We start from the raw sequence: 11,737 nt of genomic DNA, 5'->3' as shown, positions 1-11,737 counted from the left end.
GCGCAGGCGCAGGACGCATACCGCAAGCAAGCGGTGTTGGCGACGCGAGCGCACGCGCTCGCTTAAACTTCGCCGTCACGATCAGGAGCCCGGCATGCACCGACGACACTTTCTGCGCAGCGGCGCACTGGCCGCCGCCACGCTCGGCGCCGGTCCCTTGTTCGCACGTACGCAGCGCGACGCCGCGCTGCCGCGGCCAGCGCCGACCCTGCCGGTCCTGCCGGCGGCGCCCGCCCCCGCCGCGTTCGCGCCGCCGTCGCCATTGGCGCCGATCCGCGCCAGCGCCGACCGCATCGTCGCGCTGCACGCGTGCACGCGGCCGTTCCGCGCGCAGGGGCCGCGCATCGAGGCCGAGCGCATCGGCCGCAAGACCGTGATCCACAACTACGGCCACGGCGGCAGCGGCTGGTCGCTGTCGTGGGGCTCGGCGGCGATCGCCACGCAACTGGCGCGCGCCACCGGCCAGCCCGAGCTGGCGGTGATCGGCTGCGGCGCGATCGGCCTGACCACCGCACTGGTCGCGCAGCGCGCCGGGCTGCGCGTGCGCATCTATGCAAAGGAGCGGCCGCCGGAAGTGCGCTCCTCCTTCGCCACCGGGGTGTGGTCGCCGGATTCGCGGGTGTGCACCAGCGCCTACGCCACGCCCGAATTCGGGCGACGCTGGGAACAGATGGCGCGCACTTCGTTCGGCATGTACCAGAACCTGCTCGGCCTGCCCGGTGACCCGATCGAGTGGCGCGACGGCTACGTGCTGTCCGACGTGCCGTTCGACCAGCCCAACGGCCATGGCGGCAACGGCGAACCCGACTATCCAGCGCTGGAGGCGCAGTATCTGGCCGACCTGGGCCCGCGCTCGCAGCCGCTGACGGCGAGCCAGCATCCGTTCCCGGTGGCGCACGTGCGCCGTTACACGCAGTTGGTGTTCAACATCAGCGCCTATGCGCGGCTGCTGCTGGACGACTTCCTCGCCGCCGGCGGCGAGATCCAGACGCGCGAATTCGAAAGCCCGCGCCAGTTCGCCGAGCTGCGCGAGAAGACCCTGGTCAACGCCACCGGCTACGGCGCGCGCGCCCTGCTCGGCGACGACAGCCTGGTGCCGGTGCGCGGACAGACCGCGCGGCTGGTGCCGCAGCCGGACGTGACGTACGGGCTGGTCTATCGCGGCCACAACCTCAACGTGGTGCCGCGCCGCGACGGGATCCTGGTGCAGGCGCAGGCCGACGGCGACTTCGGCAATGCCGACGCCACTCCGGATCGGGCCGCGTCGGAGGCGGCGGTGGCGCGACTGGCCGCCCTGTTCGCGTAAAGGGCATCGCGTCGCCAGCCTCGCCATGGCGGCCGCGGCTTCGCTGCATCGAAAAGCTCCGACGCATCGGTCGACGGACATGCCGTCTGCGCCGCAGCGCAGCGGGTTGGTTCGCTTGCCACGCCGCGGCGGTGTCGGCTTCGCTCGCCGAAGCTTCAGCGCGCTCCGCATACGCCGCGCCTGCGCTTCGTTGGTGACAGCACGCCGATGCGGCGCTACGCCTTGCTACCGCCTCCGCGACTGGCCAGCATGCGCGGTGCGCGCTACAGCCGGCTGACGCTGCGGATGCGGATGTCGTCGCTGTCCACGCCGTGCCGCTGCGCGGCCTGCGCGCGCAACCGTTGCAGCAGCCGAACCGGGTCCAGCGGCTCACCGCTGTCCCAGCTGTGCGCCAGCGTGCCCCAAGCCACGCGCTGGCCGAAGCTGTAGGCGTCGTAGTCGGCCAGGTAGTGCCGCGCAGGCTCAGGTGCCGACGTGCACATCGCCTTCGTAGCCGTTGCAGCCCAGGTGTTCCAGCGCGATCGACAAGGCCAGCGCGTAGCTCTGCGCGCAGTAGCCGCCGACCTGCCCCACGCGCTGCCGCGAGACCACGCACAGGCAGGGTTCGCGCTGGTCGCAGGCATCGTCGTGCACTTCCACGTACGGCCGGCCGAGTTGCGCGACCGCGGCGGCGGTGGCGGCGCTGTCCGAGCACGCGCCCGGATCCAGCAGCAGCATCTCCACCCGCGCCGCATCGGCCTGGGCCAGCGCCTGCAGCAGTTCGGCCTCGCTGGCGCAGCCGCGCACCGCCAGGGTCTTGCCGGCACGCCCGGCATGCGCAAGCAATTGCCGCAGCACCGGCGGCGCGATGCGCGCCGGGCGGCCGCGATGGCCGGCCACGCAGTCCGGGCCGCGCAACAACAGGATCGACATGGCGGCGCCCTCAGTTGGCCAGCGCGGCGCGCGCGCCAAGCCGGCGCGCGGCCACGCCCAGCGCGATCGCGTAGCTGTCGGCGAGCGCGCCGTTGGCGATCACCGTCAGCAGCGGCGCGTGGCGCGGATGCAGCAGCGGCTCCAGCGCCTGCGCGCTGGCGTCGTGCATCTCGATGTACGGATGGCCGAGCGCATCAAGCGCCTCGCGCAGGTGCGCGCCGTGCTCGGCCAGGTCCGCGGCCGGCAACTCGCCGGAATCCAGCAGCACCAGCTCGGTCTCGTCGTGCGCGCCCTGCCGCAGCCGCGCCACGATCTGCGCCGCATCGGCGCAGGCCACCGGCACCACATGCGCACCGGACGCGCCAGCCAGGCGTCGCGCAACGGCAATGGCCGGCGCATCGCGATGCGGGCCCTGGATCAGCAGAATCGACATGGAAGACATCCAACGGAAAGGACGCTGCAGACTCTAGGCGCGTGCCGCATAAGCGCGCCATTCCGGCCTGGCGCTGCGACGTAAAGCTTGCGTAAGAATGAAGCCGGGACCAGGGACCGGGGACCAGGGACCCGAAGAACGGAAGTCGGTAATGCCCCAGATGCGGCGACGCGCTCTTCCGGGTCCCTGGTCCCCGGTCCCTGGTCCCGACTCCAAGCCCCCTGCAGCCGTGCGACAGCCGGCCGCATCTGCGATCATCCGCGGTTTCCCGCAGCACGCGCCGCCTGGAACAGCCCATGACCCAAACCGCCCTGCGCCGCGATGTCGGCCCATTCGCCCTGATGCTGACCGGCCTGGGTTCGATCATCGGCTCTGGTTGGTTGTTCGGCGCCTGGCGCGCCGCTGGGCTGGCAGGCCCCGGCGCGGTCTGGGCCTGGCTGCTGGGCGCGGCGATCGTCACCACCATCGCGCTGGCCTATGCCGAACTGGGCGCGATGTTCCCCGAATCCGGCGGCATGGTCCGCTACAGCCATTATTCGCACGGCTCGTTGGTCGGTTTCATCGCCGGCTGGGCCAACTGGATCGCGATCGTGTCGGTGATCCCGGTGGAGGCCGAGGCCTCGGTGCAGTACATGGCCTCGTGGCCGTGGCAGTGGGCGCAGGACCTGTACATGCAGCAGCCCGGCGGCGCCGGCGAATTGTCGGTGCCCGGCCTGTACATCGCCGCGGCGCTGGTGCTGGTGTATTTCCTGCTGAACTTCTGGAGCGTGAAGCTGTTCGCGCGCTCCAACAGCCTGATCACCGTGTTCAAGCTGGTGGTGCCGGCGCTAACCGGCATCGCGCTGATCGCCAGCGGTTTCCACCGCGGTAACTTCAGCGTCGGCCTGCATGGCGGTGCGCATGTGATCGATTTCGCCGCGGTGCTGACCGCGGTGGCCACCGCCGGCATCGTGTTCAGCTTCAACGGCTTCCAGAGCCCGGTGAACCTGGCCGGCGAAGCGCGCAATCCGGGGCGCAGCATCCCGTTCGCGGTGCTGGGGTCGATCGCGCTGGCCACGGTGATCTACCTGATCCTGCAGGTAGCCTACATCGGCGCGGTGCCGCCGGAGCTGCTGGCCAAGGCCGGCTGGCACGGCATCGATTTCCGCTCGCCGTTCGCGCAGCTGGCGATCATCGTCAACCTGCACTGGCTGGCGATGCTGCTGTACGTGGACGCGTTCGTCAGCCCCAGCGGCACCGGCATCACCTACACCGCGACCACCGCGCGGATGATCTACGGCATGGAGCGCAACGGCACGCTGCCGGCGGTGCTGGGCAAGCTGCATCCGCACTGGGGCGTGCCGCGCCCGGCGATGTTCTTCAACCTGGCGGTGTCCTACCTGTTCCTGTTCTTCTTCCGCGGCTGGGGCACGCTGGCGGCGGTGATCTCGGTGGCCACGATCATCTCCTACCTGACCGGCCCGATCAGCGCGATGGCGCTGCGCCGCCACGCGCCGGAGATGCACCGTCCGCTGCGCATCTTCGGCCTGCCGGTGCTGGCCGCCACCGCCTTCGTGCTGGCCACCGAACTGCTGTACTGGGCGCGCTGGCCGCTGACCGGCGAGATCATCGTGCTGATGCTGGTGGCGCTGCCGGTGTACGCCTACTACCAGCACCGCCAGGGCTGGAAGGATTTCGGCAAGCACCTGCGCGGCGCCAGCTGGCTGATCGCCTACCTGCCGACCATCGCGCTGCTGTCGTGGGCCGGCAGCACCACCTTCGGCGGGCATGGCTACCTGTCCTACGGGCCGGATCTGGCCGTCGTCGCGGTGGTCGCGCTGGGCTTCTATTTCTGGGGCGTGCGCGCCGGCTGGCGCACCCCGTCGCTGCAGCAGGCCAGCGCCGGCTGAGGCCGGCGTCGGCGCGGGTCAGCGTAGCGCCTGCAGCAGGCGCGAGACCAGCGTGGCGCCGACGAATCCCGGCAGGCTGCACAGCAACGCCATGCTGACGGTCTCGATGGCATCGCGCTGCATGTCCAGCACCGCGAACGCGATGCCGAGGCAGAGCAGGGACGACAGGAACCCCACCAGGCCGATCCGCGCATGCGCGCGCCAGCCGCGCAACCGTGGCCAATACCACGCGGCGGTCGCGCCGGTCAGCAAGGCCGGCAACGCGCCGAACAGATAGGAAACCAGCGCGATCGCCAGCGCGACCAGCAGCGCATTGCCGGACGGCAGGCTGCTTCCCAGCGATCCGATCAGCAGCAACGGCGCCGCCACCAGGAACGTGCCCAGCGGCGGACCGGCGATCAGGAACGCCAGCACCACGCCGGTGCGCACCAGGCCCGGATGCAATGGATCGATGGCATCGGGGGTGGCGGCCGGATCGTCGCCTTGCGGCATATCGGGGCCGGGCACTTGCGGTGCATGCGCTGCAGCCGTGGGCCTGGCGGAGGCGGTATCGGTATCGGATGGATCGTCGTTCGTCATGGATCAGTGCCGTTAGGTGTCGTTGACGCGTTGTTGCGTGGCGCCCACCTGCGGCGACGCGAGATCGGGGAAATGCCGATTCGCCATCGGCGGGCTGCGCAGCGGAAGGACGGCCCCGGCGACAGGTCCAGCAACGCGAACACGCTGCCGGGGTGGACACGGACCGCAGCAGTACGGCTATGCCGATTCGGGCGCACGCGCGCGCGTCCCGCCGCGCAGCGCCTGCAGCAAACGCGAAACCAGCGTGGCGCCGACGAACCCCGCCAGCGCGCACAAGGCCAACGCGATGGCGACCTCGTTGGCGGGCGGCAGCGGACGGCGCAGCAGGACGATCGCCGCGCCGACGCAGATCGCCGACAGCAGCGCGGCGGCCAGGCCCAGGCGCAGATGCGCGCGCCAGCCGCGCAGGCGTGGCCAGCAACGTGCCGCCAACAGGCCGGTCAGCAGCGCCGGCAGCGCGCCGAACGCATAGGAAAACAGCGCCATCATCAGGGCCAGCAACAGCGTGCTGACGGAGGGGCCTTGCCCCGACCACACCATGGCCACCGGAAAGCCGACCACGACCGTACCCAGCGGCGGGCCGGCGATCAGGAACGCCAGCACCACGCCGGTGTGGACCAGCCAGCGCGGCAATGGAGCGGCGCCCTCGCCCGGCGCAGGCCGGGCGAGGCGCTGCTGAGCTCCGGCCGGGACCGCCCGCGGATCGGCCGCGGGGTCCGGTCCCTCGGCCGTCACCGCGTCGCGGGGCCGGCTTGCCGCTGCGTCGCGCTGGCGTCGCGGGTGGCGCGGAACTCCGAATCGCTGCTCCAGTTCGGCCATTGCGACGAATTGGCCAGCTCCGCGCCCAGCGTGTACAGCACCTGCAGGTCGCGCGCGGCGCCGGCGAAGGTCCAGCTCGGCAGCCATTCGTCGCCGGGCTGGTGGTAGCGCTTGGCGGTGTAGTCGTCGGAGGCCGCCTTGCCGGCCTTGATCCCGCCGTCCACCCAGTCCTGCCCGGCGGCGAACGACAGCGCCGGCACGCCGCGCTTGGCGAAGGAGAAGTGGTCGGAGCGGAAGAAGTAGCCGGCTTCCGGCTTCGGGTCCGGCGTGTAGCGCAGGTCCCAGCGCTTGGCGACCGTCTTCAGGTCATCCAGCAACTCCAGCTTGGCGCTGCCGTAGATGCCGAAATCGCGCGACGGGCCGAACGGGCTCATGCCGTCCATGTTGATCACCGCCACCGTGCGCGCCAGCGGATACAGCGGCTTGGACGCGTAGTACTCCGAGCCGAGCAGGCCCTTCTCCTCGGCGGTGACCGCCAGGAACACCACCGAGCGCTGCGGCGCCGGCTGTTTCGCGAACACCCGGCCCAGTTCCAGCAACGCGGCGGTGCCGCTGGCGTTGTCCAGCGCGCCGTTGAAGATGCCATCGCCGTTGGCGTCGGCCGTACCCACGCCGATGTGGTCCCAGTGCGCGGTGTAGATCACGCTGTCGTCCGGGTGCGTGCTGCCGGGCAGCCGCGCGACCACGTTGTGCGAGGTGATGACCTCCGACTTCACCGCGTAGTTTGCGTGCAACCGCTCACCCTTCAGTTCCACCGGCTTGAAGTCGCGCGATTGCGCCTGCTTCTTCAGCGCATCGAAATCCAGCCCGGCGCGCTTGAACAGGTCCGCCGCGACGTCGCGCTGGATCCAGCCCTCGAGCGCGGGATGCGCGGACTTGGGATCGTCGCGGACCACGTCGAACATGCTGTTGGTGTTGGAACTGGCCACCGTGGCCCAGCCGTAGGAGGCCGGCGCGGTCTCGTGCACGATCAGCACGCCGGCCGCGCCCTGCCGCGCGCCTTCCTCGTACTTGTAGGTCCAGCGGCCGTAGTAGGTCATGCCCTTGCCGTCGAAGGCGCCCTTGCCGGTCTCGAAGTCCGGGTCGTTGATCAGCACCACCGCGATCTTGCCCTTCAGGTCCACGCCCTTGAAGTCGTCCCAGCCGCGCTCCGGCGCCTTGACCCCGTAGCCGACGAAGACCAGCGGCGCGCCGTCGATGGCGACCTGGCTGCTGCCGTCGAGCGCGGCGCGCACGGCGATCTGCTGGCCCTGGGTCAGTGCCTGGCGCTGGCCGCCGGCCTCCACTGCCACCTGCGGGGTACCGACGATGTCGGCGCGGCGCAGCGGCACCGCCTGCGTCCACAGGCGCTTGCCGTCCTGCAGGTCGCCGCCCGGCTGCAGGCCGGCGGCCTGGAACTGCGCGCTCAGGTAGGCCACGGTCTTGTCCTCGCCCGGCGTGGCCGGCGCGCGGCCTTCGTAGGCGTCGGACGCCAGCGTCTTGACGTCGGCGGAAATGCGCTGCGTATCGAAGTTCGGCGCGGACGGCGGCGCCGCCATCAGCGCGCCTGAAATCGCCAGCGCCAGCATGCCCAGGATCGGTCGCTTCACTCTTGCCCCTTGGTTGGTGTGCGCGTCGGAGTGTAGCGACGGATGCCGCGGCCGGCACGCCGCATGCGCACGCAGCGGCGGCGCCTTGGGCGGCGCACACGCCGCGCTGCCCGGAATGGGAGCGGCCTCTGTGCAGACAGACGGTGCGCGGCCTGCGTGCCGCGCACCGTCTGCGGTGTGGCCGCCTCGCCGCCCGCTGCACGGCGGCCGCGCAACCGGAGGCTTCCAGCGGCGCTGCCGTCGGTTTCGGCCCGTTTCCGCCCGGCGCAGCGCACAACGGCCGCCATGCCGTGCCATCAGTCACGTTCCGGGCCCGCCACGCGCCCACTATGCTGGACCATTCTCCTTGTCAGGCCCGCCGTATGCTCCGACCCTTGTCGCTGTTGATCTCCAGCATCCTCACCCTCGGCGCGGGCGCCGCGATCGCGCCGGCCAGCGCCGCGCCGCCGGCGCTGGCCGCCAAGGCCACCGTGCCGGAGATCGGCTACACCCGCTTCACCCTGCCCAACGGGCTGACCGTGGTGGTGCACGAGGACCACAAGGCGCCGGTGGTGGCGGTGAGCATCTGGTACCACATCGGCTCCGGCGACGAACCGGCCGGCAAGACCGGCTTCGCCCACCTGTTCGAGCACCTGATGTTCTCCGGCTCGGAAAACCACAAGGGCACCTATTTCCAGCCGTTCGAGAAGGTCGGCGCCACCGACATGAACGGCACCACCTGGTTCGACCGCACCAACTACTTCGAGACCGTGCCGACCACCGCGCTGGACATGGCGCTGTGGATGGAATCGGACCGCATGGGCCACCTGCTCGGCGCGATCGGGCAGAAGGAACTGGATACCCAGCGCGGCGTGGTGCAGAACGAGAAGCGCCAGGGCGAGAACCGTCCGTACGGGCGCGTGGACGAGAACATCCTGGCCAACATCTTCCCGGCCAACCATCCGTACCAGCACGACACCATCGGCTCGATGGCCGACCTCGACGCGGCCTCGCTGGACGACGTCAAGCAGTGGTTCCACGACAACTACGGCGCCGCCAACACCACCCTGGTGCTGGCCGGCGACATCACCGTGGCCCAGGCCAAGGCCAAGGCCGAGCAGTACTTCGGCGACATCCCCGCCGGCAAGCCGGTGCCGCGCCAGCAGCCGTGGATCACCCCGCTGGCCAAGCAGACCCGTGGCGTGCAGCACGACCAGGTCGCGCAGCCGCGCATCTACCGCACCTGGGTTGCGCCGCAGCTGGGCACCGACGACGCGGTGCAGCTGGACCTGGCCACCACCGTGCTCGGCGGCGGCAAGACCAGCCGCCTGTACCAGCGCCTGGTGTACCGCGACAACCTGGTGGACGACGTCTCGGCCAGCATCCAGCCGTTCGCGCTGGCCAGCCAGCTGCAGATCAGCGCCGACGTGAAGGACGGCGTGGACCCGGCCAAGGTCGAGGCCGCCATCGCCGACGAACTGAAGAAATTCCTCAGCGAAGGCCCGAGCGCCGACGAACTGCAGCGCGCGCAGGTCAACTACCGCGCCGGCTTCGTGCGCGGCCTGGAGAAGGTCGGCGGCTTCACCGGCAAGGCCGCGATCCTGGCCGAGGGCCAGGTCTATCGCAACGATCCGGGCGCCTACAAGCACGACCTGCAGCGCGCCCAGGCCGCCACCGCGGCCAGCGTGCGCAAGGCCGCCGACACCTGGTTCGGCAAGGGCGACTACCTGCTGACCGTGCTGCCGGCGGCCGAGGGCTTCGACCCGGTGGCCGAGGACAAGGCGCTCAAGCCGCTGCCCGTGGCCGACGGCAAGCCCGCGCCCAAGCTGCCGGCCAAGGCCAGCTACAGCGTCGGCAAGAACCAGATCGACCGTGCCGCCGGCATCCCGGAAACCACCCAGTTCCCGAGCCTGAGCTTCCCGCAGCTGCAGCGCGGCAAGCTCAAGAACGGCATCGAGGTGGTGCTGGCCGAGCGCCACACCATTCCGGTGACGCAGGTCGAACTGCTGTTCGACGCCGGCTACGCCGTCGACCAGGGCGGCAAGCTCGGCACCGCCAACTTCACCGCGGCACTGATGAACGAAAGCACCCGCAGCCTGGACTCGGTGGAAGTGGCGCAGCGCCGCCAGCGCCTGGGCGCGATCACCAGCGTGGCGTGCGAGCTGGACAGCTGCGCCGCCTCGCTCGATGCGCTCAACGACCAGCTGGCGCCATCGCTGGCGTTGTTCGCTGACATCGTGCGCAACCCGGCGTTCAAGGCCGAGGACATCGAGCGCGTGCGCGGCCAGTGGCTGGCCTCCATCGCGCAGGAGAAGACCCAGCCGCAGGGCCTGGCGCTGCGCACCCTGCCGCCGCTGCTGTACGGCCCGCAGCATCCCTATGGCGTGCCGCTCACCGGCAGCGGCACCGAGGCGGCGATCAAGAGCCTGGGCGCCAGCGACCTGACCGCGTTCCAGAACGACTGGCTGCGCCCGGACAACCTGCGCATCCTGGTCGCCGGCGACACCACGCTGGCGCAGATCATCCCGCAGCTGGACGCGGCGTTCGGCGACTGGCAGCCGCCGGCGACCGCGCGCCCGACCAAGACCCTGTCGCAGGTCGCCGCGCAGCCCAAGCCGCGGGTGTACCTGATCAACCGCACCGACGCGCCGCAGTCGCTGATCCTGGCCGGCCTGCTGGCACCGTCGACCAAGGCGCCGGACAACCTGGCCATCGGCGTGGCCAACGGCGCGTTCGGCGGCACCTTCACCTCGCGGTTGAACATGAACCTGCGCGAAGACAAGCGCTGGGCCTACGGCGCCAACAGCTTCATGCTGGATGCGCAGGGCCAGCGCCCGTTCCTGTTCTTCGCCCCGGTGCAGACCGACAAGACCGCCGAGTCGGCCGCCGAGATCCTGAAGGAAGCCAAGGCCGTGGTCGGCGACAAGCCGCTGACCGCCGATGAGATCGCCAAGATCAAGAACCAGCGCATCCGCGCCCTGCCGGGCAGCTTCGAGACCACCGGCGCGGTGCTGGGCGCGGTCGAGAGCATCGTCCAGTACGACCGTCCGGACGACTACGTGCAGACCCTGAAGACCCGCCTGGAAGCGATCGATCAGCGCGCCGCGCAGGCGGCGATCAAGGAGATCGTCGCGCCGCAGGCGATGACCTGGGTCATCGTCGGCGACCTCAAGCAGATCGAGGCGCCGGTGCGCGCGCTGAAGCTGGGCGAGGTGCAGGTGCTGGACAGCGACGGCCAGCCGGTCAAGGCGAAGGCCAAGGCCGCCGGCAAGCAGTAACGCCGCACACGCATGGCCGGGACTGCCCGGCCATGCGCGACGCGTCGGCATCTGCGTGATCCGCCGGCGCCATCGCAACGCATCGCCATCGCCATCGCCATCGCGCGATGCGACATGCGACATGCGGCATGCGACATGCGACATGCGGCATGCGGCATGCGACATGCGACGGCATGTGGCCTCGCACGCTGCGCTCCGGCGCAACCTGCATGCACACAAGCGGGTACAGCACGCAGCCATCGCTGCGAGTTCCACTATCGGTCGCGCGGCATGCAAGCGCTACGGCCAATGACAAGACTGCGAGCCGGTCCTTGCGCCATCCGTAAGCTGGCCGACCAGGCATCCTCCAAGAAGTAGACTCGCCTCCTGGACGCTGCTGCCGATCGGAGATCGCGATGCTCGAAAACACCTTCTCTGATGGCGAAGCCGCCATCGTCCCGGCGGACCTGGATCACCTGGAATCCGTCATCGGCTGCAAGCTGCCGGCGTCGTTCAGGGCGCACTACCTCAAGTACAACGGCGGCATGCCGGATCGGGCGTACTGGGTCGGCGAGGATGGGGACGAGCCGATAGAAGTCGCCGCTTTCAAACCGATTGCGCATGGCGACTACACGCTGCTGTCCAGCTACCGGTCGATGCTGCAGAAACAGGTTCTGCCCGCACGCCTGCTGCCGTTCGCGAACGACTGGGGCGGCAACTTCTTTTGCCTGGATCTGGACACGGGCGCCGTCAGCTATTTCCCCACCGACACCTTCGACAGCGACCTCAGCCCGGAACAAAACCAGGTCAATGCCGAACGGCCGGTGTGCCCGGATTTCCTCCAGTTCGTCCACGGGCTGATCGACGAGGAGGATGCGTACGACGCATGAACCGGCAGGCAAGGCGCGCATGGCCGGCAATGTCCTTCACGGCCCTTGGCCGCAGCGCTTGGTATCCCGAACGCCTGTCCTCAC

The 11,737-nt window shown here is 70.2% G+C and carries 10 protein-coding genes; 4 read left to right on the top strand and 6 right to left on the bottom strand.

The window, feature by feature from the left end:
• The first annotated feature begins 94 nt into the window (after positions 1 to 94).
• Positions 95 to 1,306: an FAD-dependent oxidoreductase gene (locus VDQ83_RS08105; RefSeq protein WP_455434515.1), complete on the top strand. Its 1,212-nt coding sequence runs from the start codon at positions 95 to 97 to the stop codon at positions 1,304 to 1,306.
• Between the two features lie 263 nt (positions 1,307 to 1,569).
• Here VDQ83_RS08105 and VDQ83_RS08100 read toward each other — a convergent pair whose 3' ends face one another.
• Genes VDQ83_RS08100 through VDQ83_RS08090 form a run of 3 tightly spaced genes read right to left on the bottom strand, consistent with a single transcriptional unit; the run spans position 1,570 to position 2,651 of the window.
• Positions 1,570 to 1,788 (bottom strand): hypothetical protein, encoded by a 219-nt coding sequence (locus tag VDQ83_RS08100; protein WP_455434514.1) that lies wholly within the window; start codon positions 1,786 to 1,788, stop codon positions 1,570 to 1,572.
• A complete protein-coding gene (locus tag VDQ83_RS08095) occupies positions 1,769 to 2,218 on the bottom strand; it encodes a type II 3-dehydroquinate dehydratase (protein WP_263397029.1) in 450 nt (149 codons plus the stop codon). Before VDQ83_RS08095 ends, VDQ83_RS08100 begins: the two co-directional genes overlap by 20 nt.
• A gap of 10 nt (positions 2,219 to 2,228) precedes the next feature.
• Positions 2,229 to 2,651: a hypothetical protein gene (locus tag VDQ83_RS08090; RefSeq protein WP_263397028.1), complete on the bottom strand. Its 423-nt coding sequence runs from the start codon at positions 2,649 to 2,651 to the stop codon at positions 2,229 to 2,231.
• A gap of 296 nt (positions 2,652 to 2,947) precedes the next feature.
• On the opposite strand from VDQ83_RS08090, the gene VDQ83_RS08085 reads away from it, so the two are divergent.
• Positions 2,948 to 4,540, top strand: a complete 1,593-nt coding sequence (locus tag VDQ83_RS08085) for an APC family permease (RefSeq protein ID WP_455434513.1) — start codon at positions 2,948 to 2,950, stop codon at positions 4,538 to 4,540.
• An 18-nt stretch (positions 4,541 to 4,558) separates the two neighbouring features.
• Here the strand turns inward: VDQ83_RS08085 and VDQ83_RS08080 are convergent, their stop codons facing one another.
• From VDQ83_RS08080 to VDQ83_RS08070, 3 genes are all read right to left on the bottom strand, one after another.
• Positions 4,559 to 5,047, bottom strand: a complete 489-nt coding sequence (locus VDQ83_RS08080; RefSeq protein ID WP_455434512.1) for a hypothetical protein — start codon at positions 5,045 to 5,047, stop codon at positions 4,559 to 4,561.
• Between the two features lie 249 nt (positions 5,048 to 5,296).
• Positions 5,297 to 5,752, bottom strand: coding sequence for a hypothetical protein (locus VDQ83_RS08075; RefSeq protein ID WP_455434511.1), 456 nt, complete (start codon positions 5,750 to 5,752; stop codon positions 5,297 to 5,299).
• Between the two features lie 98 nt (positions 5,753 to 5,850).
• A complete protein-coding gene (locus tag VDQ83_RS08070) occupies positions 5,851 to 7,527 on the bottom strand; it encodes a M28 family metallopeptidase (RefSeq protein WP_455434510.1) in 1,677 nt (558 codons plus the stop codon).
• A gap of 362 nt (positions 7,528 to 7,889) precedes the next feature.
• Here VDQ83_RS08070 and VDQ83_RS08065 point away from each other — a divergent pair, with 362 nt between their 5' ends.
• Entirely contained in the window at positions 7,890 to 10,784 is a 2,895-nt protein-coding gene (locus tag VDQ83_RS08065; protein WP_455434509.1) for a M16 family metallopeptidase, read from the top strand.
• Positions 10,785 to 11,179: 395 nt separating this feature from the next.
• On the top strand, positions 11,180 to 11,653 hold the full coding sequence (locus tag VDQ83_RS08060; RefSeq protein ID WP_455434508.1) for an SMI1/KNR4 family protein: 474 nt from the start codon (positions 11,180 to 11,182) through the stop codon (positions 11,651 to 11,653).
• The last annotated feature ends 84 nt before the right edge of the window (positions 11,654 to 11,737 follow it).

Source organism: Xanthomonas sp. WHRI 7945, from assembly GCF_035026585.1.
Note: the sequence above shows the minus strand (reverse complement) of the source record. Positions and strands in the feature narration are given on the sequence as shown.

What these genes read in the sequence shown, in the direction of transcription:
- VDQ83_RS08105 (WP_455434515.1), top strand. Translation starts at nt 95, where the DNA reads ATGCACCGACGACACTTTCTGCGCAGCGGCGCACTGGCCGCCGCCACG.
- VDQ83_RS08100 (WP_455434514.1), bottom strand. Translation starts at nt 1,788, where the DNA reads ATGTGCACGTCGGCACCTGAGCCTGCGCGGCACTACCTGGCCGACTAC.
- VDQ83_RS08095 (WP_263397029.1), bottom strand. Translation starts at nt 2,218, where the DNA reads ATGTCGATCCTGTTGTTGCGCGGCCCGGACTGCGTGGCCGGCCATCGC.
- VDQ83_RS08090 (WP_263397028.1), bottom strand. Translation starts at nt 2,651, where the DNA reads ATGTCGATTCTGCTGATCCAGGGCCCGCATCGCGATGCGCCGGCCATT.
- VDQ83_RS08085 (WP_455434513.1), top strand. Translation starts at nt 2,948, where the DNA reads ATGACCCAAACCGCCCTGCGCCGCGATGTCGGCCCATTCGCCCTGATG.
- VDQ83_RS08065 (WP_455434509.1), top strand. Translation starts at nt 7,890, where the DNA reads ATGCTCCGACCCTTGTCGCTGTTGATCTCCAGCATCCTCACCCTCGGC.
- VDQ83_RS08060 (WP_455434508.1), top strand. Translation starts at nt 11,180, where the DNA reads ATGCTCGAAAACACCTTCTCTGATGGCGAAGCCGCCATCGTCCCGGCG.